The sequence below is a fragment of the Paenibacillus sp. FSL H7-0714 genome (genome assembly GCF_038003765.1).
GTDB lineage: Bacteria > Bacillota > Bacilli > Paenibacillales > Paenibacillaceae > Paenibacillus_AQ.
In genome coordinates this window covers 5,623,904-5,649,818 of sequence record NZ_JBBOPT010000001.1, presented here as the reverse complement: position 1 = coordinate 5,649,818, position 25,915 = coordinate 5,623,904, and the positions used below count along the sequence as shown (strand labels likewise).

Annotated in this window: 28 protein-coding genes; 23 read left to right on the top strand and 5 right to left on the bottom strand. The window is 45.0% G+C overall.

The window, feature by feature from the left end:
* Nucleotides 1–121 precede the first annotated feature (121 nt).
* The 8 genes from NST34_RS25380 to NST34_RS25345 all read left to right on the top strand — a co-directional run bounded on the left by NST34_RS25380 (nt 122) and on the right by NST34_RS25345 (nt 10,611).
* Nucleotides 122–2,305: a HelD family protein gene (locus NST34_RS25380; protein ID WP_341129015.1), complete on the top strand. Its 2,184-nt coding sequence runs from the start codon at nt 122–124 to the stop codon at nt 2,303–2,305.
* A gap of 395 nt (nt 2,306–2,700) precedes the next feature.
* Entirely contained in the window at nt 2,701–2,982 is a 282-nt protein-coding gene (locus NST34_RS25375) for a CD3324 family protein (RefSeq protein ID WP_042191081.1), read from the top strand.
* Nucleotides 2,983–3,226: 244 nt separating this feature from the next.
* A complete protein-coding gene (locus tag NST34_RS25370; protein ID WP_076284834.1) occupies nt 3,227–4,531 on the top strand; it encodes a replication-associated recombination protein A in 1,305 nt (434 codons plus the stop codon).
* A gap of 374 nt (nt 4,532–4,905) precedes the next feature.
* Nucleotides 4,906–5,922 (top strand): ABC transporter ATP-binding protein, encoded by a 1,017-nt coding sequence (locus NST34_RS25365; RefSeq protein WP_076284833.1) that lies wholly within the window; start codon nt 4,906–4,908, stop codon nt 5,920–5,922.
* Nucleotides 5,909–6,844, top strand: a complete 936-nt coding sequence (locus tag NST34_RS25360) for an ABC transporter ATP-binding protein (protein ID WP_076284832.1) — start codon at nt 5,909–5,911, stop codon at nt 6,842–6,844. Before NST34_RS25365 ends, NST34_RS25360 begins: the two co-directional genes overlap by 14 nt.
* 4 nt (nt 6,845–6,848) lie before the next feature.
* Nucleotides 6,849–7,811 carry an oligopeptide ABC transporter permease gene (gene opp4B / locus NST34_RS25355; protein WP_076284831.1) on the top strand — a complete coding sequence of 321 codons (963 nt, stop codon included), beginning with the start codon at nt 6,849–6,851 and terminating at the stop codon, nt 7,809–7,811.
* A gap of 27 nt (nt 7,812–7,838) precedes the next feature.
* Nucleotides 7,839–8,744: an ABC transporter permease gene (locus tag NST34_RS25350; protein WP_076284830.1), complete on the top strand. Its 906-nt coding sequence runs from the start codon at nt 7,839–7,841 to the stop codon at nt 8,742–8,744.
* A 19-nt stretch (nt 8,745–8,763) separates the two neighbouring features.
* Nucleotides 8,764–10,611, top strand: a complete 1,848-nt coding sequence (locus tag NST34_RS25345; RefSeq protein ID WP_076284829.1) for an oligopeptide ABC transporter substrate-binding protein — start codon at nt 8,764–8,766, stop codon at nt 10,609–10,611.
* Nucleotides 10,612–10,951: 340 nt separating this feature from the next.
* Here NST34_RS25345 and mnmA read toward each other — a convergent pair whose 3' ends face one another.
* Nucleotides 10,952–12,073, bottom strand: a complete 1,122-nt coding sequence (mnmA, locus tag NST34_RS25340; RefSeq protein ID WP_076299721.1) for a tRNA 2-thiouridine(34) synthase MnmA — start codon at nt 12,071–12,073, stop codon at nt 10,952–10,954.
* Between the two features lie 292 nt (nt 12,074–12,365).
* Here mnmA and cymR point away from each other — a divergent pair, with 292 nt between their 5' ends.
* Nucleotides 12,366–12,785, top strand: a complete 420-nt coding sequence (gene cymR, locus NST34_RS25335) for a cysteine metabolism transcriptional regulator CymR (protein WP_042191066.1) — start codon at nt 12,366–12,368, stop codon at nt 12,783–12,785.
* A gap of 66 nt (nt 12,786–12,851) precedes the next feature.
* On the opposite strand, the gene NST34_RS25330 is transcribed toward cymR, so the two are convergent.
* The 3 genes from NST34_RS25330 to NST34_RS25320 all read right to left on the bottom strand — a co-directional run bounded on the left by NST34_RS25330 (nt 12,852) and on the right by NST34_RS25320 (nt 14,980).
* On the bottom strand, nt 12,852–14,069 hold the full coding sequence (locus NST34_RS25330; RefSeq protein ID WP_341129014.1) for a tyrosine-type recombinase/integrase: 1,218 nt from the start codon (nt 14,067–14,069) through the stop codon (nt 12,852–12,854).
* A 78-nt stretch (nt 14,070–14,147) separates the two neighbouring features.
* The gene (locus NST34_RS25325; RefSeq protein ID WP_341129013.1) at nt 14,148–14,558 is read right to left on the bottom strand and encodes an ImmA/IrrE family metallo-endopeptidase; all 411 of its coding nucleotides are present in this window, start codon (nt 14,556–14,558) and stop codon (nt 14,148–14,150) included.
* An 11-nt stretch (nt 14,559–14,569) separates the two neighbouring features.
* Nucleotides 14,570–14,980 (bottom strand): helix-turn-helix domain-containing protein, encoded by a 411-nt coding sequence (locus NST34_RS25320; protein ID WP_341129012.1) that lies wholly within the window; start codon nt 14,978–14,980, stop codon nt 14,570–14,572.
* Nucleotides 14,981–15,169: 189 nt separating this feature from the next.
* Here NST34_RS25320 and NST34_RS25315 point away from each other — a divergent pair, with 189 nt between their 5' ends.
* The 13 genes from NST34_RS25315 (at nt 15,170) to NST34_RS25260 (ending at nt 22,120) form a co-directional block, all read left to right on the top strand.
* Nucleotides 15,170–15,412: a helix-turn-helix domain-containing protein gene (locus tag NST34_RS25315; RefSeq protein WP_341129011.1), complete on the top strand. Its 243-nt coding sequence runs from the start codon at nt 15,170–15,172 to the stop codon at nt 15,410–15,412.
* Nucleotides 15,405–15,614, top strand: a complete 210-nt coding sequence (locus NST34_RS25310; RefSeq protein WP_341129010.1) for a helix-turn-helix domain-containing protein — start codon at nt 15,405–15,407, stop codon at nt 15,612–15,614. The genes NST34_RS25315 and NST34_RS25310 overlap by 8 nt, the downstream gene beginning before the upstream one ends.
* 14 nt (nt 15,615–15,628) lie before the next feature.
* Nucleotides 15,629–15,820 (top strand): hypothetical protein, encoded by a 192-nt coding sequence (locus NST34_RS25305; protein ID WP_341129009.1) that lies wholly within the window; start codon nt 15,629–15,631, stop codon nt 15,818–15,820.
* Nucleotides 15,795–15,953 carry a hypothetical protein gene (locus tag NST34_RS25300; RefSeq protein ID WP_341129008.1) on the top strand — a complete coding sequence of 53 codons (159 nt, stop codon included), beginning with the start codon at nt 15,795–15,797 and terminating at the stop codon, nt 15,951–15,953. Before NST34_RS25305 ends, NST34_RS25300 begins: the two co-directional genes overlap by 26 nt.
* Nucleotides 15,950–16,168: a hypothetical protein gene (locus NST34_RS25295; RefSeq protein WP_341129007.1), complete on the top strand. Its 219-nt coding sequence runs from the start codon at nt 15,950–15,952 to the stop codon at nt 16,166–16,168. The genes NST34_RS25300 and NST34_RS25295 overlap by 4 nt, the downstream gene beginning before the upstream one ends.
* Nucleotides 16,169–16,242: 74 nt before the next feature.
* Entirely contained in the window at nt 16,243–16,497 is a 255-nt protein-coding gene (locus NST34_RS25290; protein ID WP_341129006.1) for an AbrB/MazE/SpoVT family DNA-binding domain-containing protein, read from the top strand.
* Complete coding sequence (locus tag NST34_RS25285; protein WP_341129005.1) at nt 16,497–16,637, top strand: hypothetical protein; 141 nt, start codon at nt 16,497–16,499, stop codon at nt 16,635–16,637. The genes NST34_RS25290 and NST34_RS25285 overlap by 1 nt, the downstream gene beginning before the upstream one ends.
* 3 nt (nt 16,638–16,640) lie before the next feature.
* Nucleotides 16,641–16,748 (top strand): DUF7667 family protein, encoded by a 108-nt coding sequence (locus NST34_RS32190; protein WP_445667677.1) that lies wholly within the window; start codon nt 16,641–16,643, stop codon nt 16,746–16,748.
* 19 nt (nt 16,749–16,767) lie between these two features.
* Complete coding sequence (locus NST34_RS25280) at nt 16,768–17,169, top strand: hypothetical protein (RefSeq protein WP_341129004.1); 402 nt, start codon at nt 16,768–16,770, stop codon at nt 17,167–17,169.
* On the top strand, nt 17,166–18,359 hold the full coding sequence (locus NST34_RS25275; protein ID WP_341129003.1) for a DUF2800 domain-containing protein: 1,194 nt from the start codon (nt 17,166–17,168) through the stop codon (nt 18,357–18,359). Before NST34_RS25280 ends, NST34_RS25275 begins: the two co-directional genes overlap by 4 nt.
* 53 nt (nt 18,360–18,412) lie before the next feature.
* Entirely contained in the window at nt 18,413–19,009 is a 597-nt protein-coding gene (locus NST34_RS25270; protein ID WP_339211873.1) for a DUF2815 family protein, read from the top strand.
* 70 nt (nt 19,010–19,079) lie between these two features.
* Nucleotides 19,080–21,035, top strand: a complete 1,956-nt coding sequence (locus NST34_RS25265; RefSeq protein ID WP_341129002.1) for a DNA polymerase — start codon at nt 19,080–19,082, stop codon at nt 21,033–21,035.
* A 5-nt stretch (nt 21,036–21,040) separates the two neighbouring features.
* Entirely contained in the window at nt 21,041–22,120 is a 1,080-nt protein-coding gene (locus tag NST34_RS25260; RefSeq protein ID WP_341129001.1) for a DNA cytosine methyltransferase, read from the top strand.
* On the opposite strand, the gene NST34_RS25255 is transcribed toward NST34_RS25260, so the two are convergent.
* A complete protein-coding gene (locus NST34_RS25255; protein ID WP_341129000.1) occupies nt 22,117–23,427 on the bottom strand; it encodes a hypothetical protein in 1,311 nt (436 codons plus the stop codon). The genes NST34_RS25260 and NST34_RS25255 overlap by 4 nt on opposite strands.
* A 98-nt stretch (nt 23,428–23,525) precedes the next feature.
* Here NST34_RS25255 and NST34_RS25250 point away from each other — a divergent pair, with 98 nt between their 5' ends.
* Nucleotides 23,526–25,904 carry a virulence-associated E family protein gene (locus NST34_RS25250; protein WP_341128999.1) on the top strand — a complete coding sequence of 793 codons (2,379 nt, stop codon included), beginning with the start codon at nt 23,526–23,528 and terminating at the stop codon, nt 25,902–25,904.
* The last annotated feature ends 11 nt before the right edge of the window (nt 25,905–25,915 follow it).

Sequence of the window (25,915 nt, the reverse complement as noted above, 5' to 3'; positions counted from 1 at the left end):
CGCTTGAAAGATTTGGTATTTTAGTGCTGATTATGCTACAATGGGTATCCTTTTTGCGTGAGAAGAGGGAATGAGGAGAATGAAAATTTAAGCTCGATAAACTTTTAGGAGGTAACTGAAATTGGAAGACAACTTTCAAAGTGCCTATCAAGAGGAAGAAGACAGGCTGAATCAAGCGCTTACTGAGATTGACACCTTACTGGAGAAACTTAACCAGACTCCGGTGTACACGGGACATGATTATACGGAACAGGTGTTAGAAGCGAACCGTGATCAGAAGCGCAAAGATCTTGCCAAGCTTCGGCAGGAGCCTTATTTCGGACGGCTTGATTTTCAGGGCAATGATGAGAAGCAGCGGAAGGCACTCTATATAGGCAAAATCGGCGTAGACCGCGAGCAGGTAAGCGACCGTCCGCTAGTCATCGACTGGCGCGCACCGGTAGCAAGCCTGTTCTATTCGTTTACCGGTGGTACGGAGCCTGCCTCCTATGAAGCTCCCGAGGGGCTGATAGAAGGACTGGTATACCTCAAGCGCAACGTGGTGATCCGGAAGCAGATTCTGGAGCGGGTCGCAGATACGTACAACCGGGAGAGTGACGCACCTGTGGTGTCAGATGAGTTTCTCGTCTATCGCCTGGGTGAGAACAAAGATAATCGTCTCCGCGATATCGTATCGACCATTCAGGAGGAACAGGACAAGATTATCCGGGCCGCCAAAAATACAGCATTGATCATACAGGGCGTAGCGGGAAGTGGTAAAACTACAGTTGCACTACACCGTTTAGCTTTTCTGCTGTATCAATACAAAGATCAGGTCTCTGCAGAAAAAATGATTATTTTTGCACCGAACCGAATGTTTCTGGATTATATTTCGGATGTGCTACCTGAACTTGGTGTAGGAAATATTGCTCAGAGTACCTTCCCGGATTGGGCTGCAAATGTACTAGGTCTGGAGCTTCCAGAGCAAGATGCTACGGAGACGATGAACCGTTGGTTCGAAACTCCGGGCGGCATGCCTGTGATTACAGAAGAGACACCTGGACGCTTCAAGGGTTCTACGGTGTTGATGGGAATAATAGAGTCCAGCATCAAGCTATTGGAAAGCAGCTCGGTACCTGAGGGTGATTTTATCCCATGGGAAGGCGCTGTACTGCGCCGCTTCATGATCTTGCGCTGGCATAATGAGGAGTACGCTCCTTATCCGCCAGCGAAGCGTAAGGAACGTGTAATGGCACGGATACATCGCTGGATTGAGATGGAGCTGAAGAAAAGCCCTTCAGCTGCAGCTATGAAGGATCGCAAGAAAAAAGGTGCTGCGCGAGAAAAAGCATACAGTGCAAAATGGCCTAAGTATGATCCGCTGACGATCTACAAGCAAATCTTTCGTGCGGCTAAAGTCCCGGAAGATTGGCCGGTGGATCCACCTGAGAATATTCCAGCAGCTGTGCTGAAGGAAACGGCAAAAGACCTGAAAAAAGGGATTATACGTGAAGAGGATTTACCACCGCTGTTGTATATTTATTATCTTTTGAATGGGAACGAAGGCGGCACTCGTTTTGATCATGTGGTGATCGATGAAGCCCAGGATTTCTCCCCCTTCCAAATTGCCGTGCTGGATTTATACGTGCGTGGACATTCCTTTACCATTCTAGGCGATCTGTCGCAGGGTATACACGCTTATAAAGGCGTACACGCATGGGAAGAGATGCAGACCTTATTTGCCCCTGAGAACACGGCTTACCATGCGCTGACACGCAGTTATCGTTCAACCATGGAAATTATAGACTTCGCTAATGGAATTCTATCCTCGGGAGTAGAAAGTTCATTGTTGGCTGTTCCTGTCTTTCGTAGTGGGGACCCTGTTCGGATGATCGCCTACGGAGAAATAGTCGGAGAACGGGAAGCTGAAGGAAATGCTCGTTTGAGCACTATACAATCGGCACTGAAGTCCCTGTCTGGAAGGGAATATCGTACGGTGGCTGTGCTGACACGTAGTCTACGTGAAGCCACAGAGCTGTACGCTGAACTGGAGCAGCATTTTGAAGATATTCATCTGATCGACGGTAGTATGACGCAATATCAGGGTGGATTATCGGTACTACCTGTGTATTTATCTAAAGGTTTGGAATTTGATGCGGTCATCTTAGCAGATGCCGATCAAGACCATTACGGAGCGACAGCATGGGATGCGAAGCTGATGTATGTAGGTTGTACACGAGCGCTTCACGAGCTGTGGTTACTCCATAATGGGGAAATGCCTTCCTATGTGCAAACGGCGGCTGAAAGCGATTCTGAGGGGAACTAAGACTGGTGGAGAACAGTTATAACTGTTTTTGAACTTGTAACTCCCCTACGGGTATGGCTTAATAATAAGTGTCCGGCCGGGCAAGAACACTTCTGGAAGGAGGCTGAGTGAGATGATTTCAGTATACGAGGTGGTTTCCGTCTAAGACGGAAACCCGCTTAAAGCGAGGAGGCCGTAAGGCCTCCTTATTTCAAAACATGAGATATATGTACCGATTATCCATTAGGATTACGAAATGTGAATTAGAATGTAGACGCTACCAAGAGGTTTTTATATAATGAAATTACGGATTTTTCCAAATATGAGGAGAAGAAAGGAGGCAGGTGACGTGGAAATTACTTTATCAGTAGTTGACGGACGCATAGGAACACACCTGTTGAAGGAGGAAATGCAAGTTGAGTTATGTAAATGGGAAGGATGTGCTCCCCCCTGGCTTGCTCAAAGAGCTTCAGGGATACATCCAAGGTGAACTGCTCTACATCCCGAAGAAAACGGAAGAGCGGGTTAGATGGGGCGAGAACAGCGGTTCGAGGAAAGAGATAGCAAACCGCAATGAGGAAATTTTCAGTTGTCATCGAAAAGGCGATTCCGTAGCAGAGCTTCAGAAGAAGTATCATCTGTCGGAAGAGAGCATTCGGAAAATAATATCAAAAATGCGGCTGGCAATAAATTGCTAGCGTACAATTCAAGCATAAACGCCTTTGGCGGCCCTATAAGGACGGTAAGCGTTTATGCGAGAAATAATAAGGATAAAGTATAGCGTGGAACCTATACTTTCGTATATTTTGAAAAAAGAGCATGGCTCCCGCCTTTCTAAGACGAGATCATGCTCTTTTTATTTTTTTGTGAAAAATAAGTCTATGGTATGATAATGGGAGATGTACATTGGCTTTTATAAGAATATAGCAAGGAAGTGGAGTTATGGATTTATTTTCTATGGGAGAGGACAACGGGAGCGGACGGTTGCTTGCGGACCGAATGAGACCGGAGAATCTGGATGAATATATTGGTCAAGAACATATCATAGGCCGGGGAAAGCTGTTGCGAAGAGCGATCGAGGCAGACCAGGTCTCTTCGATTTTGCTTTATGGACCTCCTGGATGTGGCAAAACAACATTAGCTCATATCATTTCTCATCACACACAAGGTGAATTCGTACGCCTGAATGCGGTGGAGGCTTCTGTGAAGGATGTGCGGGAGGTCATTGAACGAGCTCAAAATAATAAAACACTTTATGGTTCTAAGACGATTCTTTTTCTGGATGAGGTGCATCGGTTTAACAGTTCACGTCAGGATGCGCTATTGCCAGCAGTAGAAAAAGGTACCATTACATTTATTGGCGCAACTACGGAGAACCCGTTCCATTACGTTAACGGAGCACTTATGAGCCGTTCTACCTTGTTTCAGCTAGAGGCGCTAACGAGTGAACACAGTCTGGTCGCGATGCGCAGAGCTTTAGCAGACAAGGATAGAGGGCTTGGATTCATGGAGCTTCAGGTCGATGAAGAAGCATTACTGCATATTGCTACCATGGCTAATGGAGATATCAGGCGGGCTTTAAATGCTCTGGAACTTGCAGCGTTAACTACTGCTCCAGAGGTAGACGGGAGTGTGCATATCACGCTGGAGGTGGCGGAAGAGTCGATTCGGCGCCCCATTGTGAAGGCAGATGAATCGACGCAGTATGATGTTCTATCTGCTTTTCACAAAAGCATTCGAGGTTCTAGTGATGCTGCCTTGTTCTGGTTTCTGTATGCGGTAGAGAAATTGGGGATGGACCCGATGACTTTTATTCGTCGACTAATTGCAGCGAGCAGTGAGGATATCGGCTTAGCTAATCCCCAGGCTATGGTCCAAGCGGTGAGTGCGCTTGAAGCCTATAGAAATAACGGTTGGCCAGAAGCGAAGCTGAACATTGCGCAAGCCATTCTTTTCGCGGTGGAGAGTCCGAAGTCTAATGCCGTCTATACTGCTATTTCAAATGCAATGGCGAGTATGGATGAGATTAAATCCGCCGAGGTACCGCTACATTTACGTGATACACACTATAAAGGTGCTACTGCTCTAGGGCATGAAGGGTATCAATATCCGCACAATTTTCCGGGGCATTATGTGAAGCAGGAGTATCTGCCTAAGGAGATTTCTCAGCGTGTCTTTTATCAAGCGACCGAGCAAGGGAATGAAATTAAAATCCGTCATAACCAACGACTCCGACGAGAACAATAATCCACCAGTGACTGTAGTATCTTCCATTTTAATGCTAATAAGCAAATAAATTTAATGTAACACAAAAAAATATTTATTCCAAAAAAAGGCGGCCTAGAGCCGTTTTTTTGTTGTCTGCGTTACTTTTAATCACATGAACGAATTTTTTTTATAGGAAAAGATTGATAATTTACCATAAGTTAATTAAAATGAACTACAAAGTTACGGAGAAACAAGTTTTAATTCCGATGGAAGTACTTGTACTATTCTTAATGGTGTTAATAATCATAACAGTCAATGTTTGATATGTTTCATGAAAAGAATGCTGTTATATCAAAATTTACATAATATTTCATTGGGTAAATTTTGAAACTTTTGCCGTTAGGGGGATTAATTTGAGCGAAGAATTACTAGAAATCAAGAATTTGTCCACATCGTTCAGAATCGTAGATGACTATTATGCTGCAGTAGACGATGTTACCCTGTCCGTTCGTAAAAATGAGATTCTTGCCATTGTTGGAGAATCCGGCTCAGGAAAAAGTGCGCTCGCCTTTTCAATTATGGGATTGCACACAAGGGCCAAAATAGACGGAGAAATCAAATACAAAGGTCAGGATATCGTTACTATGTCTCCTGCTGCACTCAACAAGCTGCGCGGTCAAGAAATGTCTATGATTTTTCAAGATCCTTTATCCGCATTAAATCCACTCATGATTATCGGTTCACAGATTGAAGAAGTACTCATCCTACATGATTCCAAGCTTTCGAAGAAGCAAAGAAAAGAGAAGGTCATTGATCTTTTGACCAAGGTTGGAATCTCCCGTCCCGAACATACATATCAGCAGTACCCCCACGAATTATCTGGTGGAATGAGGCAGAGGGTTGTGATTGCTATTGCGATTGCCAACGGCCCCAAGCTTTTGATCGCCGATGAGCCGACTACGGCACTAGATGTAACCATCCAATTGCAAATTCTTGAACTTATAAAAAAATTAAAAAACGATATGCAAGCAGGCATTATCTTAATTACCCATGACCTAGGGGTTGTGAGTGAAATGGCTGACCGGGTTGCGGTAATGTACGCCGGGCAAATCGTAGAAATCGCAGATATTTATACGTTAACGTCTAATCCAAAGCATCCGTATACAAGATCCTTGTTGAACTCCATTCCAACCGTTAAAGAAGAGAAGTCTAGACTTCATGTGATTCAGGGAATTGTCCCACCATTACAGAACCTTCCGCGTAAAGGATGCCGTTTCGCGGCCCGAACACCTTGGATTCCGGAATGGGAGCATGAGGAAAATCCGCAGCTGCATGAAGTAGCCCCAGGGCATTTTGTTCGCTGCACCTGCCATAATAACTTTCATTTCCCGGATACTAACGAGGAGGCAATCTACAATGGGACTTCTTGAGGTTAAAAATTTAGCAGTTCATTTTCCAATCCACGGCGGCGTTTTTCGAAGAGAAATTGGCGTAGTCAAGGCAGTTGATAATGTTAGTTTTACTATTGAAGCAGGCAAAACTTACGGTTTGGTTGGTGAATCCGGATCAGGTAAGACGACTACTGGTCGTGGAATCATTGGACTCAATTCTATTACTAGCGGTAGTGTGATTTTTGAAGGACAGGATTTGGCTTCAAAGGGTGTACGTAAGCAAAAAAATATCCGCAAGGACATTCAGATGATCTTTCAGGATCCGTACTCTTCCTTGAATCCTAAGAAACGTGTGCTGGATATTATTGCTGAACCCTTACGTAATTTCGAAAAGATGTCTCCGGGCGAAGAAAAAAGACGTGTGCAGGAATTGCTTTTGCAGGTTGGATTAAGCCCTGAAAATATTCTTAAATATCCGCATGAATTCTCAGGCGGTCAACGGCAGCGGATCGGTATTGCAAGAGCTATTGCGCTCAAACCGAAGTTGATTATTGCGGATGAACCTGTCTCTGCGCTGGATGTTTCCGTACAGGCACAGGTGCTCAATTTTATGCAGGATATTCAAAAAGAACTGAATCTTACGTTTCTGTTCATCAGTCATGATCTCGGAATCATTAGGCATATGTGTGATCACATTGGGATTATGTATAAAGGACGTCATGTGGAGCAAGGGACTGCTAAAGATATTTTTGACAATCCTCGCCATATTTATACCAAACGTCTAATTGCTGCCATTCCTGATATTGATCCTAAGCAAAGAGAGAAGCAGACGGAGTTTAGAAAATCAGTAAGTCTGGAATATGAACAAGCGCACCGGAATTATTTTGATGAACAAGGCATGCCTTATCCATTGAAATCCATTTCCGAGACTCATCTGGTAGCCTTGCCTGAGAAAGGTTGAGAATATGTGGAAGATTATTGTTCGTAGAATTCTTATTATGATTCCTCAAATATTTCTATTAAGTATTCTTGTTTTTCTAATGGCGAAGGCGATGCCGGGAGATGCGTTATCAGGGATGCTTGATCCAAATATTGATCCTGCGGCCATCGATGCGATGAGAGAAAAGCTAGGCTTAAATGATCCGTGGTACATCCAGTACTGGGATTGGATCACTAAAGCGATTCAAGGTGATTTTGGTCAATCCTTCCGTTTCAAAATGCCTGTATCAGAGCTTATCGGTCAACGCCTCATGAATACACTTTGGCTGGCGATTGTCACGCTGATCCTTACATACCTTATTGCTATTCCACTTGGTATTACTAGCGGTCGTTATAACGATTCATGGCTGGATCGCCTCATTACTGGATACACCTATATTGGCTTTGCCGCACCATTGTTTATTTTCGCTCTCTTAATGGTATGGCTCTTCGGATTTCATCTTCATTGGTTTCCTACTAGCGGCAGTGTTAGTCCTGGAGAAGTTCCGGGTACGCTAAGCCACTTCTGGAGTAAGTTATACCATTTGCTACTCCCTGCTTTATCAATGGCGCTGATTGCAACGGTAGGAACGGTACAGTATTTGCGAAATGAGATCATTGATACGAAACAAAAGGATTTCATCCTCACGGCAAGAGCCAAAGGCGCTTCAGAGTCTCGTGTATATAATCGCCATATTTTGCGTAATTCCTTACTGCCGATTGCTGCATTTTTCGGGTATGAGATTACTGGGCTCATTGGTGGTACGGTGTTCGTTGAAAGTATCTTCAGCTATCCGGGTATGGGTATGCTGTTCCTCAGCTCGATAACGATCCGGGATTTCAGCGTAGTAACGGCCCTAGTTCTTCTGTATGGGGTTGCTGCCATCGTCGGTGCGTTGTTATCAGACATTATCTTAAGTATCGTAGATCCTCGTATCCGGATTAAATAAGAAGATGAACACTTTGAGGTGAATGAAATGGCAAAGACAAGCGCAGAGATAGCTCTGCTGCAGGAAACAGATAAAAGTCCATCAGGCTTCAGAATTGTTTGGCGAGAGATTATCCGGGATAAATTGGCTTTGGTCTCACTGGTTTTCCTATTTGCGATTATCGCCGCTGTTTATGGGATTTCCTTATTTTTAGATCAAAAAGAAATTGTTACGGTTGACTTGTTCGCCCTGTATGAGAAACCTTCGGCTGTACACTGGTTAGGGACCGATTATGGAGGACGGGATGTATTCGGTCAATTAATTATAGGCACACGAAATTCCATGTCGATTGCTTTTATGGTTACTTTTTTTACGGGAGTCATCGGTATTCTAGTAGGTTTGATCTCAGGTTACTTTGGTGGAACGATAGATAATATTTCGATGCGTGTTGTCGATTTCTTCATGATTTTGCCTTTTATAATGATTGTTATAGCTTTTGTGAGTGCAGTTCCTAAATACAATACGTTAACCTTCTCCTTTATCATGACTGCCTTTCTATGGATGGGGATTGCCAGGTTAATTCGTTCCAAGACGTTACAAGAGAAGGAACTGGATTACGTTCAGGCATCTAAGACCCTAGGTTCCTCCAATCTGAAAATAATGTTCACACAAGTGCTGCCGAACTTAAGCTCAATCATTATCGTCACGATGACTTTAAATTTGGCAGCTAATATTGGATTGGAATCAGGCCTATCCTTTCTAGGTTTTGGTTTTCCAGAAAGTACACCCAGTCTGGGTACTCTTGTAAGCTATGCGAGAAATCCGCAAACGCTTGAGTTCAGATGGTGGATCTGGTTACCCGCATCACTGCTGATCTTGGTACTGATGTTGAGTATAAATAATGTGGGTCAAGCGCTCAAACGTGCGACCGACGCAAGACAAAGAAAAGGATAATAAGGGAGGAAATGATTAAATGAGAAAAGCCATTCGTTCAAAAGCTCTACTAGTTTCATTGATGTTAGTAATGTTGTTCGCTCTTGCGGCTTGCGGCTCCAAGAACAACAACGGAGCGGCTGAGTCAACAGCAGCACCAAGTGCCAGTGCTCCTGCGGAAACCGCAGAAGCGACGGCAGCACCTGAAGCAGAAGACGGACTTTATAACATTAAGGATTTCAGTAACATTAAGACTAATCAAGGTGAAGCTATTGATGGCGGAACAATTACTTTTGGACTCGTTTCCGACAGTCCGTTTGAAGGTACCTTGAACTTGAACTTCTATTCTGGAGCTCCAGATTCTGAAGTGCTGAATTGGTTCGATGAAGGCTTGTTAACTTGGGACAAAGACTATGTGTACACGAATGATGGTGCAGCAACTTATGAAGTAGCAGAAGATGGACGGACCTTTACCTTTACGATTCGCGACAATGTGAACTGGCAGGATGGAAAGCCAGTGACAGCAGAAGATTGGCTGTTCGCGCATGAGGTTATTGGTAATCCGAAATATGATGGTCCACGTTACGGCTCTGACTTTACGAATATTGAAGGTATGGAAGAATACCACTCCGGAAAAGCAAAGACCATTTCTGGTATTAAAGTTCTGGGTGAGAAGAAGCTGCAAATTACTTATCTTAAATCTTCCCCTTCCCTGTTAACGGGTGGCATATGGATTTATCCATTAGCTAAACATATCTTTGGTGGTATGGATGTTGCCAAAATCTCCTCATCCCCTGAAGTTCGTCAAAAGCCAATTGGCTTCGGAGCTTTTAAAGTGGAAAGTATCGTTCCTGGTGAGTCTGTAGTATTCGTTAAGAATGAAGATTACTGGCGCGGCGCACCTAAATTGGATAAAGTAATTTTGAAGGTAATCAACCCTACGACTGTTGTGCAAGAACTGAAGTCTGGTGGAGTTGACTTGGTGGATGCCTTCCCTATCGATCAATTCCCAGATAATGCAAAAATGTCAAATGTCGAGTATCTCGGTGCTGTTGACCGTGCATATACGTATATTGGATTTAAGCTAGGTAAATGGGATGCAGAGAAAAAAGTCGTTGCTACCGATCCTAAAGCTAAAATGGCGGATGTGAACCTGCGTAAAGCCATGTGGGCTGCTGTAGACAATGATACAGTGGGTAAGAAATTCTATAGTGGTCTTCGCTGGAATGCGACAACTTTAATTCCACCTTCTCATCCGGAATTCCATGATGCTTCTAATCCAGGTGTACCTTATGATCCAGAAGCTGCTAAGAAGATCTTGGATGACGCTGGTTACAAACTTAACGGTGAATTTAGAACGAATCCGGATGGCAGTGAGCTGAAGATTAATTTCATCTCGATGACAGGATCGGACATTGCAGAACCATTGGCTCAATATTATGTACAATCCTGGAAAGCGATTGGTCTGAATGTGAATTTGGAGATGGTAGAATTTAATACGTTCTATGATCGTGTTGGACAAAATGGTGAGGATGATCCTTCTGTGGATGTTTACCAAGGTGCTTGGACTGTAGGGATTGATGTTGACCCAACAGGTCTTTATGGTAAAGACGCGATCTTTAACTTCCCGCGTTACTCGAGTGCAGAGAATGATCGTTTGCTCACCGAAGGAGTCTCCGAGGATGCATTCGATGTAAATAAACGTAAAGAGATCTATAAAGAATGGCAACAGTTTATGGTTAACGAGATTCCTGTATTCCCTACGCTTTATCGTGCGGCCCTAGTTCCGGTCAACAACCGTATACTGAATTATGGAATTGGTGATGGAACTGGACTTTACTATAATGACATTGCAGTTTCCGCGGATAAAGCTGCAGTAGCTCAGTAAGTAGAAACAACACAGAACAGCAGTTCAGGGAGAGCTTACTGAACTGCTGTTTGTTTGTTTCTCTTTGAAGCGTTCATTTGGTTATTATTCGCTTCAAAGTCGGTTAGTTGTATTTCATGCAACTAAAACCTAAATGTTAGAGCTAAGAATGTAATATAACAGTACTTCATACATCTATTTTCCGGATGTGAAGATAAATAAGGGTTATCGGGTGATTTTAACTGTATATACTACAACTAAATCGAAAAGGGATTCTGAACACAAGAAATAGCTGTATAAAATACAGCTATTTCTTGTGTTTTCGTATATTAGAGTTAATGTTGTAAGTTATAGAATACACTTAAGCTTGCGCTGAAGGAACAACCTTCTCGGCATATTCTATCGTTCCGCCACCAAGACATTGCTCACCAAGATAGAAGACAACGGCTTGGCCAGGTGTTATCGCTTTTTGTGGAACATCAAAGTCTACGTTTATCGTTCCGTCTTCCCGTGTTGTAAGGGTCACGCCTTGATCAGGCTGGCGATAGCGGAATTTGGCGGTGCATTTTAGCGGCTCAAGACCTAGCTCTTGCCCGTTAATCCAGTTTACACCGGAGGCAATCAGACTAGTGGAGTACAGGCTGTGGTGCTTGTCTCCTTGAACTACATAAAGAATGTTGCGGCTAAGGTCTTTTTCGGCTACAAACCAAGGTTCACCGTTACCGGAGCCACCAATGCCAAGGCCTTGGCGTTGACCCAATGTATAGTACATAAGTCCATCGTGGCGACCTTTGATTTCTCCAGTTGTTATATCTACCATATCACCCGATTGCGCTGGAAGATACTGGCTGAGGAATTCGCGGAAGTTACGCTCACCGATGAAGCAAACGCCTGTGCTATCTTTTTTCTTGGCAGTATAGAGTCCAGCTTCTTCGGCAATTCTCCGAACTTCCGGTTTCGGAAGATGACCAATCGGGAACATTGCTTTAGAGAGTTGATACTGTCCCAGCGCATTCAAGAAATAGGTCTGGTCTTTATTGTTGTCTACACCGCGGAGTAGCTTGTACACACCATCTTCTTCTATAACTCGTGCATAATGTCCAGTCGCTACATAATCGGCGCCAAGCTGAAGGGCTTTGTTCAGGAACTCTCCGAACTTGATCTCTCGGTTGCACATGACGTCTGGATTCGGCGTCCGGCCGGCTTTATATTCATCGAGGAAATAAGAAAATACTTTGTCGAAGTATTCCTTCTCGAAATTAACGGTATAGTAAGGAATATCAATCTGCTCGCATACGCGGCGAACATCCTCTGCATCGCTTTCGGCCGTACATACTCCGAATTCGTCGGTATCGTCCCAATTTTTCATGAAGATGCCGATGACGTCATAGCCCTGCTGCTTGAGCAGAAGCGCCGTGACGGAGGAATCGACCCCTCCGGACATGCCGACGACGACACGGGTGTCTTGTTTTGCTTTTGTCATCGTAATCACCATTTCTGTACCCAAAATACCGGTCATTCATGGAACACCCGGCTCAAAATGTATTATAACATACCTGTCTACTGTAAAGCCTTAAATAAGAGGCTGAGAATAGAAAAATGTCCACCAGGGGTGAACATTCTTGCAAAATGTTTCGTTTGCCATTTCATTTGTGACTTCGAATATGATAACATAAACTAAGAGTAATCATCGGAATACCTTGATATGACAAACGCATGACTTACCGAATCAATAGTATACAATAACTAGACACTAAACCGAAAGAGGTGCCCCTTTGAAAATATCAACCAAAGGACGTTACGGACTAACAATTATGATGGAGCTTGCACTGAAATTTGGTGAAGGACCGACCTCACTTAAGAGTATCGCTGAGAAAAATGGACTTTCTGAACACTATCTGGAGCAGCTAATTGCTCCTCTGCGTAACGCAGGACTTGTAAAAAGTATTCGTGGTGCATACGGTGGATACATTTTATCACGTGAGGCTAGTGCTATCACAGCGGGTGACATCATTCGTGTGCTAGAGGGCCCAATTTCTCCAGTAGATTTTACTGAAGAAGATGATGCAGCAAAACGCGATTTATGGCTGCGTATTCGCGATAGCATCGCCGACGTACTAGATTCCACGACTCTTCATGACTTGATTAATTATAAAGAAGAGAGCTTGGCGGACAACTATATGTTTTATATCTAAGAGGAATCAGAATTCCGCGATTTCAAAGGGATTCATAAAAAAGGTTACCCACAAATTACCCACACTTTATTGGTTGATTGCCCATTCGAAGTCATCAGCGATTTCGAATTGTCGTTGCTTTGTTACGTGAAGATAGATCAATTCAGTCACTTTGGAGTTGCTCTTATGACCGATGCGTGCTTGAATCTCTGGTAGTCCAACCCGCGGATTTGATGCAAGCAGAGAGACGTGTGTATGACGTAAGCTATGCGGCGTTAGGCTGGTCGGCAAACCAGCTTTCTCAAGAACTTTGCGCATAGTTTTCCCAACGCTCGTTACTGAGATTGGGTACCCTGGCAACGAAGGACACCAGATCAAAAAGTTATCTTTCGGGTTGAAAACCTTGGCAGAAAGCCGTTCATCATTCTGCCATTCTTTCAGAAGATCAAGAGTCTTAGCTACGGTTTCCCCGTAACTTACGATACGTTCACTTTGCTCGTTTTTTGGTGGAATGAATGAGTATTCTTGGACGCTCGTTCCATAGATTTGTCTGTTGATATCTAGAGTCCTTTTTTTTGAATTGATATCCTCCCACTGTAGTCCGGCTGCTTCGCTGATTCTTAGGCCGGTATAGGCAAGTATAACGAAGAGGGCCCATTGATTTGTTGGAAGCATAAACCTCGCAACCTGAAGAAATGTCTTCAACTCGTCCTTCTCAAGAAATTTGGGGAGGACTTGTTTTTTTTCCCCGATAATACGTGTCATTTTTTTCTCTCTGGGTATTACTGCGTCTTGAACCGGATCAGTTTCTATTAAACCTTTACGTTTTGCGTGTTCAAACATGAGTGAAGCGGCAGTGTGTATGGCAGTGACAGTGCTTCTTTTCTTGCCGTCATTCTTCAACTTATACAGAAATTCCTGATATTGGCTAGGGGTTACTTCTGGGAGATTGAAGCCACCGAATTGTTCTAGTAAAACCGTTAATCCGTATTTACGGTTTTTGATTGTGTTGCCAGCAGGTTCACGCTCCAAGATATATTCTTTTAGCCAAGTTTTACTCCAAGCACTTACTGTTAATGCGTTAGTGTGTTTCAGTTTCTTCTGTAACTTCTGTGCTTGGATTAAGATTCCAAAATCCACGGCCTCTTGAATTGAGTCAAAACGGGGAGACTCTTTACCCTTGCTACTTTTCACTTCTTTTCCATCAACATTTTTTGTAGTGGGTACCCGATATCGATAGGTATACTTCCCATCACGCTCGCGGATATTGGGTGGAAGTTTATTCGGCTTGTCTTGTTTTCTCATCCTTTCTTCTCCTTTCAACAAACATATGTTCGGTTAATAGGTGTATGTAAACAGCCTTTCGACTGGAAGGCGTAAAAGTTATATGAAAAATTCAGATAGTTCACAAGGTATACCGTTTCTGAGCAATAAATCTGAGATGGATTCATTTACCCCCAGAGAGTCCCAAGCAGTTAATAGTCTGACGGCAAAGTAATTTGCCTCACGCTCATATTTTCCAACACAGAAGAAGGTACGCTCGTCCATCCAAAAGCGGCTGATACCTGGATGGAGTAGAGCGTGGGCAAGTTCATGGGCGCAAATCACACGCTGCCAAGCTTCTGACAATCCGGAGTGGATTATAATATATTTTCGTCGCAGTGTTCTCCGAAACATCCCGCGGGTATTTTCTCCAAGATCTCTATACCAGATCTCAATGTTTAATGCTTCGGCCAGGCGAAATGGGCAATTCGTTTTGTATTTACGGAGAAGCCTTCGAATAAGCCGGTTCATTTCCATAGATGCTATTCACCCTTTTTCTTCCGTCCGTATGTTTTCTTATTCTTCTCTTTAGCGTCCCAAAAGATAGCTTCCATTACACGCTTGATCTTTTCTTTGTCTTCTTCGCTAACAGGCACACCATCAAACATAATAGGCTCGTCTTCTTCAAGTAGTTTTTTAAAGTCGCGCCTGTCTTTTTGTGTGGCCCATTCTGGGGTCCCCTTTTCGTCGGATTCTATACTATCCATAAAAAAGTCTATTGGTTTATTGAAAAAATCAGCAATTAGTTTTAAAGAGTCGATTTGAGGGTGCTTGGTTTGATTATTAAGGATTTTGGAAATCCCCGTATATGATACTCCTGTTTCTTTGGCTAATCGGTATTTTGATATACCTTGACTATCCATAAGGGCTTGCAACTTCTCAGATATATCCACGATTATTCCTCCAACTATATCTCTAATGTGTTATAACTCTACGAGGATATAATAGAACACAAAAGAGTGGTAAGTCAAGGATGTCAGAGAAATAAAGAGGAAAAAGATCTTTTTGTAACATATTTGAGTTATATATAAGGTTGATTATAAAACTATAGAGTTATAATATGTGTTCAGGAGGTGAGACGCATGGGGCTGGCAATTGAAGATAACATGCAGAGATTGATCGACGAACGAGGATGGACAGTTTATCGACTTGCTAAAGAAAGCGGAGTGACCGTATCTGCATTGTATAACATAGGCAAGAAAAAACAAGGTCCATATGCTGAAACTCTAGTGAAATTGTCGGACGCTTTGGGAGTAACCTTAGATGAGTTGGTTCGTAAAAAGACGAGAAATACTGTAATGAAAGGAGGTACATCAAATGACTAATTTGACACCAACCTTTATTATCAACGACTCGGCGTTAAGACCAACTATTGATGTACTCGATGCTGCAGCTTACCTCAATGTTAGTAAGTTTACGGTGATCAATCGGATCAAGTCTGGAAAACTCAAAGCCTACAAACAAGGAAAACACTGGAAGATCAAACGTGAGTGGTTGCTTGAATACGAGCATTCATTATTCACCTAGAGAGGTGCTAACGAATGACCATTAACATTCAAGCTGAGTTAGCTGCCGCAAAGCTCCACCTGGACTACGCCATTGAAGCTTTGATACAAGAAGAACAGGCACAACATCTTGGCAAGCTTGGTGCCGCACGATATGAGATCGTTGAAACGTTGATTCGAATGAACAAGGAGGCTGGCAACGATGCCCAAGCAAGTCGAGTCAGTTGACCAGATGTGGAGGCGGATGGAGCTTCGACGGAGACGGTGGCAAATCCAGAATGGACGCGTGTTAGTAGATGAGCCAGAAGCTGCGGTCTGGTGGCTGGATAAAGAGATTGCGGAATTGGAGGCAGACCATTGAGTAAAGTAACCAGACCACTTGAAGTTGTTGATTATTGCTCTAATCCTAAATGCGAAGCAGAAATTCTACTAGATCAAAGGGTTGTGAAGCATGGGAAGGATCTTTACTGCGGTAACAACTGTTTGTGTGAGGGCCTTGGCGCTGTTGTGATCAAGGCAGACGATAATTTTGAAAGGGGTGATGCTGAAAAACATGAAAATGACCCAACGGATTAGGGCCCATCAGGTCATTGCTTTGAAACACAACACATTATGAGGTCAGTGTATCACTGATCGAGAGGAGATTCAAGATGAAAGCTACTGGAATTGTTCGCCGTATTGATGATTTGGGTCGGGTGGTGCTTCCGAAAGAGCTGCGCCGTACGTTGGGAATTGCCGAGGGTGATCCAATAGAGATTTTCGTGGACGGTGACAAGATTGTCCTGAAGAAGTATAACCCAGGCTGCACGCTTTGTGCAGGGTTAGTTGGGATTCAATATCTATCGGGGAAACCGATTTGCACTGACTGTCTCTCTAAAATCGCTAAACTGCAGGGGCTCTCATAATGTTAGCCATTCATCCGATCCATCGTAAATTAGCCCAGGTAGTGCATATGAACCTTGATCAATATGGCAATTTTATCGTTGGCAACCTTGAGCTGCAACTGATACTGAAGCTCCTACGGGAAAATCACGATCTGGTATAAAAAATGGATGGGTTGAAAGAACTTGCCTTTATGGCTCACGAAATAGGCGACATGGACTGGCAAATGGACCTGTGTGCAAAGATTGAAGCCATCGAGAACCACATGATTTAAATAATAGGAGGACTCATATATGCCCGTACAAATAACTATAACTGGTGAAAACGCAAAGGAAGCCTTGCAGGAGATTGGTGGGCTAGCATTTGCTCTGGTTGGTGCTGCCGCACCGGAAACCAATAAGTCAGCTAAGACCCAGACGCAAACACCGCCGAAAACTACTGAGAAGAAACAAGAAGAGCCTGTGAAAACTGAAGTCAGTTCTGAGCCGGAGATTCATCAAGAAGAGGACACTGGTGATAAGGAGAACATCCCTACTATCGTGGAGCTCCGGGAAAAAGCTGCGGCTGTTGCCAAAGCAAATAAGGCAAACGGTCCAAAAATCAAGGCTATGCTTTCTGAGTATGGATATGATGCTGTATCAAAAGTGGAAGAAAAAGACCGCGCAGCTGTCATGAAAGCTTTGGAAGTTATATGAATACCCCTGCTCACAGTGAGCGGGCACATGCCCTATTAGGTGCTTCGAAAGCTAGTCAATGGCTGAACTGTCCGCCTAGCGCCAAGCTGCAAGAGACCATCCTAGAGTCCGAAAGTGAGTTTGCCAAAGAGGGTACCGTGGCTCATGAGTTGGCTGAGGTAAAGCTGCAGTTACTACTTGTGCCGAATAATTCCAAGCGACGTAAGGAGCTAGAGAAGGCGCTCACCAAGGTGAAAGAAAACCCATTCTACTGTTCAGAAATGGAGTCAGCTACTACGGATTATACCGATATCGTAGCTGAGCGATTCATGACTGCGAAAGCTCGATCTGTGGACGCCGTGATCTTATTCGAAGAACGGTTGGACTTTAGTGAATGGGTGCCGGATGGTTTCGGCACTGGAGACGTTGTGATCATTAGCGATGGTGTCATGGAAGTCATTGACCTGAAATATGGAAAGGGCGTTCCGGTGTCAGCTATAGGTAACTCACAGATGCAACTCTATGCTTTGGGCGCTTGGCAAGCTTATGACTTTCTCTATGGAGTTGAGGAGATCCACATGACTATTGTCCAACCGCGCCTGGATTCAGTCAGTACCGACGAGATGCCAACACCTGCGTTATTGGAGTGGGCAGAGAATATTGTTCGTCCTGCTGCTGCGCTGGCCGCGGCCGGAGAAGGTGAGTTTGCTTCTGGTGATCATTGCCGCTGGTGCAAGGTGAAAGCGAACTGCCGCGCTCGTGCTGATGCGAACATGGCTGCACTGGCTTATGAGTTCAAAGATCCGGCGCTGCTAACCTTGGAGGAGGTCGGTTCCATCCTGTTTGTCGCAGAACAGCTTAAGACTTGGGCGAAGGACGTAGAGGACTATGCTTTTACTCAGGCTAAGAATGGGCAGCAGATTCCACTTTGGAAGCTTGTCGAGGGGCGGAGTAATCGAGTGTTCTCAGATAAAGAGGCGGTCAAGGCAAAGTTGTTGGACGCTGGATTTGAGGCTGAGAAGATCCTCAAGCCACAAGAACTGGTGGCGCTAGGAGAACTGGAAAAGACGATTGTTGGCAAAAAGCAGTTCAAAGAGCTACTTTCAGATTTGGTCATTAAGCCACAAGGCAAACCGGTACTTGCTCCGGAGAGTGACCCACGGGCAGAGCTGAATAGTGTCGATAAGGACTTCGCAAACGAACAGTTCTAAAACGTAAATACCTGAAAAATTCATAATAGAAACCCATAAAGGAGAATGTTCAAATGGCAGAAGTTAGCACAAAGATTATTACTGGTAAGGTTCGCCTGTCCTATGCAAATGTTTGGGAACCAACAGAAGATGATGGTGGTGTGCTCTGGTACAACACATCTATCCTTATTCCGAAGGATGACAAAGACACGCTTCGTAAGATTAAAACAGTTGTAGATCATCTCAAGGAACAAGCAAAGGCCAAATATAACGGCAAGCTTCCAACGAATTTCAAATCACCGTTGCGGGATGGTGACGATGAGAAACCAGACAATCCAGAATACGCCGGACAGTATTTCTTCAGCGCTAAGAGTAAGAACAAGCCTGGGATTGCGAAGCCTGTCGGGAAGAACGGAGACGGAACAACAAAATTCCAAGAGATCAGTGATACTACAGAAGTTTACTCTGGCTGCTACGTCAGGGTCAGCATTAACTTCTATCTCTTTGATACCAAGGGTAACAAGGGTATTGCAGCTGGTCTGAATAACATCGTGAAGGTGCAAGACGGTGAGTTCTTGGGCGGACGCAGTAACCTGAATGATGATTTTGCAGGAGTGGAATTCGATGACGACATCGTAGATATCAGCGGTGATGAGGACTTTTTGAATTAATCAGTCTAGAAGGGGATGCCGCAAGGGTCCCCTTTTCTTAACCATAAATACCGGAGATGGAGGAAGGAATGTGACTGTTCTTCAAATAGATGTAGAAACATTCTCAAGCGTGGACTTAAAAAGCTGTGGTTTGCACAAGTATGTCGAATCCTCAGATTTTGAAATTTTACTATTTGCTTATGCCTATGATGATGAGCCTGTGACGGTTGTAGATCTTACCGACTTTCAAGAACTGCCAGACTTTATTCTTAATGATCTGATTGATCCAGCTATTACAAAGACGGCCTTCAATGCAGCATTTGAACGAGCATCTATTAAACGTCATTTCGGAGTCGAGTGTAATCCGTTTCAGTGGCGTTGTACAATGGTCCACTCGCTGACACTAGGGCTTCCAGGGTCGCTGGATCAATCGGCTAAGGTTCTGGGGCTTGATGCACAGAAGGACAGCAAGGGTAAGGCACTGATCAAGTACTTCAGCGTTCCCTGCAAGCCTACAAAAGCCAATGGTCAGCGAACACGGAATTATCCGCACCATGATCCTGAGAAGTGGGAGGATTACAAGAGTTATAACGGTCAGGACGTTGTTGTTGAACGCGAAGTACGGCGGAAACTGGAGCGTTTCCCTGTTCCAGAACGGGAGTGGCGATTGTGGGCACTAGATCAACGGATTAACGATTCGGGCGTCCGACTAGACCCGACACTGATCCATCATGCAATTGCTTGTGCGGAGCAGTACACCGCTCGATTGGTCGCTGAGGCTCGGGAGCTAACAGGACTGGATAATCCGAACAGCTTGTCTCAGGTGAAGGCCTGGTTAGCTGAACGCGGGCTGGAGACGCCTGACGGGATGGGTAAGGAGTTTATGCCTGTACTGTTGGACGCCGCACCTGACGAAGAGACACGGCGCATGTTGGAGCTTCGACAGGAAATGGGAAAGACCAGTAATTCTAAATATGACGCTATGGCACGGGCTCTTTGTTCGGATGATAGGGTGCGCGGGATCTTGCAGTTCTGTGGCGCGGGGCGTACCTGGCGTTGGGCTGGCCGAAATGTCCAGATGCACAACTTGCCACAGAACCACATCGAAGATCTGCAGCTTGCGCGGGAAGTGCTCAGGTCTGGAGATTATGAACTTCTTGAGCTTTTATATGGCGCGTTACCGTTTGTACTATCTCAACTGGTCCGTACAGCACTGATCCCTTCTGAAGGTAGCACTTTCAAGGTTGCAGACTTTGCAGCAATCGAGGCTCGTGTGATTGCTTGGCTGGCTGATGAACTATGGGTACTTGATGTATTCCAAGGACACGGCAAGATATATGAGGCTGCAGCTTCCCGTATGTTCGGTGTCCCTCTTGAAACCATCGTCAAGGGCCATGAGAATTACCGTTACCGTGCGCCGGGCAAAGTTGCAACGCTGGCTTGCGGCTTCGGGGGTGGGGCAGTGGCACTGGAGAAGATGGATAGGAACAAAGAGATTTCTCCCGATCAGTATGATCGACTGGTTAGACAGTGGCGAGATGCCAACCCAAAGATTAAACAACTTTGGTATCGTGCAGAGGCTGTGGCGATGGAGGCTGTTCAGTGTAAATCGACAGTGGAACTGGCCCATGGAGTTCGTTACCGCTATGCGGGTGGGACATTGTTTGCGGATCTTCCAAGCGGTCACAGCTTGGCGTACCCGCAGGCCGAGATCAAGTTCGATACGAAGTTCAATAAGGAGGGGCTGTCCTTCTACGCGCAAGATGAACGCAGTCAATGGGTGCAACAGCGGACATGGGGCGGAACACTAGTGGAGAATCTGGTCCAGGCAATTGCCCGGGACTGTCTTGCTGAGAGTATGTTCCGGTTGGACAACGCAGGTTACTCCATTCCGTTGCACGTACATGATGAAATTGTAGCGGATTGTCCTACAGGATTCGGATCGGTGGAAGAGATGACAAGGATTATGAGTGAGCCGATTGATTGGGCGCTAGGACTGCCCTTGAAGGCAGCCGGCTTTGAATGTGACTTTTATATGAAGGATTGATTCCTATGAGGCAGCTTGACCTATTTGCTGGAATCGGAGGTCTCAGCTTGGCAGCTGAGTGGGCGGGGATTACGACTATAGCCTTTTGTGAGAAGGAGCCATTTGCTCAGAAGGTACTGCGTCGCCGATTCCCGGGACGTCCAATCTATGATGATATACGAGATTTAACGAAAGAGGTGCTGAATCGTGATGGAATTACAGGAATTGATCTTGTTACCGGTGGCTTCCCCTGTCAACCTTTCAGCCATGCGGGCAAGCGCGAAGGTACGGGAGATGACCGCTACCTCTGGCCAGAAATGCACCGAGTCATTGGAGAGCTCAGACCCACTTATGTTGTTGCTGAAAATGTTATCGGACTCGTCAGTATGGCTCAGTCCGATTGGGACACTGTCATGGAAGACGAAACAACAATACGAGAGGAAGCAGAGATGGTTATCGAAACCATCCGGAAAGACCTTGAAGACATTGGTTATCAATCCGTCCCAATTATTATACCAGCTTGCGGTGTCGGCGCCGCGCACCAGCGTTACCGAATTTTCATTGTGGGCAACACCTCAAGCCCGAGATTACCAAAACGGAGACAATCCCGAGGGGCTAAGGGCTACTCCGAATGCATCGGATGTAGTGGAGGATCACGGAGATGGACAGACCAAGAGCTGGCGAACAGAGGTTTACAACACTTGTTACAAACTATGGCCGACACCAGCAGCTCAAGACAGCAAGAATGCCACACTACCGCGTTCACAGATCTATCGAGACACTGTTCCAGGTGCGGTAATGAGGGAGGGGCATACGGGACAACTCAATCCGGAATGGGTGGAGACCCTTATGAACTTTCCGATTGGTTGGACGGATTTGGAATGAATCCACTTGACGCACTTATAAATTTTATCTCTTCATACCCTCAGCCTGCTCTTATGGGGCAAGCCCAGCATAATTGGGAACCGCCAAGAGTAGCAACAGGGAAGAAAAATAGGGCCTCCCGCCTTAAGGCACTGGGAAATGCCGTTGACCCGTTGCAGGCACTTCCTATTTTTTATGGACTAAAGATAGTCCATTGTTTCTCACGGTATGAACAATCCTAGAAGTAGCGAGCCTTTATTTTTGGATGCTTTTCTAAAAATCGCTCTAACTCATATTTTGACCACGTAACAGTTTTAATCGATAGGTTTCTTTTAACGCCATCTAATTTGTCAAAAAGAGTACTGTCAATAACTGTCGATGTCATAACACCATATCCATTCGCTCCAAATTGGGCAATCGTATCTGCGACATCTACTTTTGATCCAGCAAGTGATTTAGCTGTTGTATGTTTGCACTGAAAAATATACATTGCTGGTGATTGCTCTGATAGTTCTTTAGTCCAAGCAACAATATCCCTACCACCGTCTCGAGATCTTGATGATCCCATTTTTCTAATCGTGCTTACATCAAATTGACCTGAATAATAAATTACGTCGTAACAGAGTTCCTCGAATTTCGAGTCGTCTAGGAGTGACCAATCAAGAGAAATTGCAGCTGTATATCCCATTAATTCATCAAACGTTTCAGTTGCCGTAAGAATTCCAAAGTTGTAGACTTCCAAGTCATCTTTAGATAGCTTTTTTGGATCAAAATGAAGGAATTTGTATCCTAGAGAATCTACTCCAAGGATGACTCCTGCTTCAGAGTCTAAATAATAATCTTCTACTTTTGGCAATTGGATTTGAAAGTCCCAAGAGTCATAATCCATCAATGAGTGTGCTAGACATTGCGTAGCATTCATAAATTCTTCTTCTGCAAATAGCACCGCATTTTTACTATTAAATAGTACGTCACTTTGATTTACTTTTAATCGTTCTGCTTTTTCAAAATTCAGATGTCGTACTCCTAAGTATTCTGTTAGTATCTCAATCTTAACAGAGGGAGGAAGGATCCACATTTTATTAGAACAGAACAAATCGCCATCTAAACTTCTACTCATAGGAGATTTCCAGAACATGTATCTATGTTCAGGGTGTTTTCTGAGCTCATTCTCCACATAATCGGAATCCAACTCATAAAGTGAAAAAAGATAGTTGGCGAAATAACTTTCTAACAAGGTTGGAAATGAGATTCGGTCCGATAAATATGGATCATACGAGCCATAATGATATGTAGAATCATCATTTTCATCATCCAAGAGTTTTTCGCTAATCATTTTAAATTCTTCAAGGTTTTCCGGAACACAATGAAACTTAATTGTTACGGCTGGATAATCACCTTGGGTTCTTTCCATCGTGATGCTATTACAAATATTTGCTAGAGTCTCTCCAATAAAAGAGGCATATAAGTAATCGTCCGCAAGATCTATGTAACTAGAAGCATAATCTATTGATTCTAATGGCACCTCAATAACTTCAATCGTGTCCATAATTATCAGCTCCATTTTTTTTCTTTAATCCTAGCACATTTTCGAAAAAAAGGTTTTTAAATTATACAGTGCAAGTAGGCCTTGAAGGATGTGAGAACATGCATTTAATTGAACTGGATATCAGTTTTGGTAAGAGCCGAAGCGACACCAACTGGAAAACAGAATACTTGTCATGGGATGAATTCGTAGACCGGCTACGCAAGGTGCGTCGGACAGCGGAGACGATCGCCGAATATGACCGCTGGGATAATATCCGGCGCGGAAATGCCAAGGATGGACCTGCCTTTGTCGGCGGACTGGTTCGGGGCGGTCGACGTAAGAAGGAGAACATCGACAGTCGCTGGCTGATTACACTGGATGTGGACCACGGGGATGAAGATTTCTTCTCAATGGTAGATCTGATGATTGGCGGCACCGCCTACGCGATTTATACCACTCATAGTTACCGTCCCGATCGGCTTAAGTACAGATTCATTCTTCCTGCAAGCCGGGCAATGACACCGGATGAATACGCCGCGGTCAGTCGGAAGATGGCAGAGATAATCGGTATGTCCTATTTTGACAAGACAACATTTGAGGTGCATCGACTGATGTTCCTTCCCTCTTGCTCTAAAGATGCTCAGCCGCCTGAGATGGTGGTTGCCGAGGGTGAGCCTGTAGACGTTGACGCGTTTCTCGAAGAGTACACAGATTGCGCCGATGTGATGCAGTGGCCGAGACATCCAGATGAGAAGTCAGGCCCGCAGCTTAACAGTAAGAAGGTGCAGGATCCCCGGGAGAAAACCGGAACGATCGGACTGTTCTGCCGGGCTTATGGTATTGAGGAAGGCATAGCGGAGTTTCTTTCTGAAGAGTATAGCCCAGGCTCTATGCCTTACCGATACACATACAACAGAGGCACCAGCGGGAACGGCTTGGAGGTCTTCCCGGATCAGGAGCTTGCTTATTCGCATCAAGACAGTGACCCTGCAGCGGATGGTCGCAGCTACAACATATTTGACCTGGTCCGTATTCATAAGTTTGGTCATCTGGACGAACGGGTGAGTGAGAAGAGCAATATCTCCAAATTACCAAGCGTCACGGCTATGGAGTCCTGGGCTATACAGTTACCAGAGGTTAAACGGGAGCGCATGGCAGAGATCCAGGAGTCTTTCGGTGAATTCAACGATGATCCGGAGGAAGACAGGGAAGCTGAAGACGATTCTTGGAAGGATAAACTGGAGTTTCATAGTAAAACTGGTGATTTGCTTTCAACCGCAGGGAATGTAGAACTGGTGTTGTCGCACGAGGAGTGGCGAGGGGTGCTCGGATATGATGCTTTCGGTAATACGGAAGTGATTCGGCGCCCGTTGCCCTGGAGAGATCGAGAACGTGCTCACTCCGATTACGAACCTTGGCTTGGGGCAGATGACAAACGACTGCAACACTGGTTTGCCAAGGTACACAAATTGCGTGGTGCTGCTACCATTCAAAACGCTTTTACTGAGGTTGCCCATACTAATAAATTCCACCCCATAAAAGAATACATCGAAGAACAGACATGGGATGGAGTGTCCCGAGTAGATACGTTCTTTATTGACTATCTGGGCGCTGATGATGATCACTATGTCCGGCAGGTGACCCGAAAGTCGATTCTGGCAGCTGTTTCGCGACTCTACCGACCTGGATGCAAGTTTGACGAAATGCTAGTACTAGTAGGTCCGCAGGGAGCCGGCAAGAGTAGTCTTTTAGCTAAGCTGGGCCGGAAATGGTTCAGTGACTCCCTGCGTACGTTCGAGAATAAGGAAGCCGGGGAGCATCTACAGTCTGGGTGGATCTTTGAGATTGGAGAATTGTCAGCCATGAAGAAGTCTGAGGTGGATGAGGTTAAGGCGTTTCTATCGAAGACTGAGGATCGTTACCGGGTGGCCTATGACCGCCAGGTGTCGGAGTTTCCTCGCAAATGCGTATTCTTTGGAACAACAAACACCCGTGATTTCTTGAGAGATACCACAGGGAACCGCCGCTTTTGGCCTGTAGAAGTGTTTCCGGATAGAGCGAAGTTTAGCCATTGGGAGCACTTAACAGATAACCTGGTAGGCCAGATATGGGCCGAGGCGCTACAGCTATTTAAGGCGGGGGAATCTTTGGCGCTGGATAAGCTGTCTAAAGATGAGGCGCTACGGCTGCAAGCTGCACATATGGAAATTGATCCGCGTGAAGGTGTCATTCAGGAATGGCTGGACAGCCCTGTTGGTGATGAGTTCGGGCAGATCATGGGTGATCAGCGTAATCGGGTGTGTGCATCCCAAATATGGACAGAGTGCCTACACAATAGAACAGGGCAGCTGTCCAAGTGGGAAGCCCGGGAGATATGCGACATCATGCGACGCATGCCGGGTTGGCGCGAACGTAAAGGGAAAGCCCGTATACCAGATTATGGAGTGCAATTGGTTTTTGAGCGAGAATCTGCACTGTATCCGTATCAGCTAAAATGAGACAACTTGTG

Coding starts and splice junctions, on each gene's coding strand:
- NST34_RS25370 (WP_076284834.1), top strand. CDS start 3,227: ATGGATTTATTTTCTATGGGAGAGGACAACGGGAGCGGACGGTTGCTT.
- NST34_RS25360 (WP_076284832.1), top strand. CDS start 5,909: ATGGGACTTCTTGAGGTTAAAAATTTAGCAGTTCATTTTCCAATCCAC.
- opp4B (WP_076284831.1), top strand. CDS start 6,849: ATGTGGAAGATTATTGTTCGTAGAATTCTTATTATGATTCCTCAAATA.
- NST34_RS25350 (WP_076284830.1), top strand. CDS start 7,839: ATGGCAAAGACAAGCGCAGAGATAGCTCTGCTGCAGGAAACAGATAAA.
- NST34_RS25345 (WP_076284829.1), top strand. CDS start 8,764: ATGAGAAAAGCCATTCGTTCAAAAGCTCTACTAGTTTCATTGATGTTA.
- mnmA (WP_076299721.1), bottom strand. CDS start 12,073: ATGACAAAAGCAAAACAAGACACCCGTGTCGTCGTCGGCATGTCCGGA.
- NST34_RS25330 (WP_341129014.1), bottom strand. CDS start 14,069: ATGAGAAAACAAGACAAGCCGAATAAACTTCCACCCAATATCCGCGAG.
- NST34_RS25325 (WP_341129013.1), bottom strand. CDS start 14,558: ATGAACCGGCTTATTCGAAGGCTTCTCCGTAAATACAAAACGAATTGC.
- NST34_RS25315 (WP_341129011.1), top strand. CDS start 15,170: ATGGGGCTGGCAATTGAAGATAACATGCAGAGATTGATCGACGAACGA.
- NST34_RS25310 (WP_341129010.1), top strand. CDS start 15,405: ATGACTAATTTGACACCAACCTTTATTATCAACGACTCGGCGTTAAGA.
- NST34_RS25305 (WP_341129009.1), top strand. CDS start 15,629: ATGACCATTAACATTCAAGCTGAGTTAGCTGCCGCAAAGCTCCACCTG.
- NST34_RS25300 (WP_341129008.1), top strand. CDS start 15,795: ATGCCCAAGCAAGTCGAGTCAGTTGACCAGATGTGGAGGCGGATGGAG.
- NST34_RS25290 (WP_341129006.1), top strand. CDS start 16,243: ATGAAAGCTACTGGAATTGTTCGCCGTATTGATGATTTGGGTCGGGTG.
- NST34_RS25285 (WP_341129005.1), top strand. CDS start 16,497: ATGTTAGCCATTCATCCGATCCATCGTAAATTAGCCCAGGTAGTGCAT.
- NST34_RS32190 (WP_445667677.1), top strand. CDS start 16,641: ATGGATGGGTTGAAAGAACTTGCCTTTATGGCTCACGAAATAGGCGAC.
- NST34_RS25280 (WP_341129004.1), top strand. CDS start 16,768: ATGCCCGTACAAATAACTATAACTGGTGAAAACGCAAAGGAAGCCTTG.
- NST34_RS25275 (WP_341129003.1), top strand. CDS start 17,166: ATGAATACCCCTGCTCACAGTGAGCGGGCACATGCCCTATTAGGTGCT.
- NST34_RS25270 (WP_339211873.1), top strand. CDS start 18,413: ATGGCAGAAGTTAGCACAAAGATTATTACTGGTAAGGTTCGCCTGTCC.
- NST34_RS25260 (WP_341129001.1), top strand. CDS start 21,041: ATGAGGCAGCTTGACCTATTTGCTGGAATCGGAGGTCTCAGCTTGGCA.
- NST34_RS25255 (WP_341129000.1), bottom strand. CDS start 23,427: ATGGACACGATTGAAGTTATTGAGGTGCCATTAGAATCAATAGATTAT.
- NST34_RS25250 (WP_341128999.1), top strand. CDS start 23,526: ATGCATTTAATTGAACTGGATATCAGTTTTGGTAAGAGCCGAAGCGAC.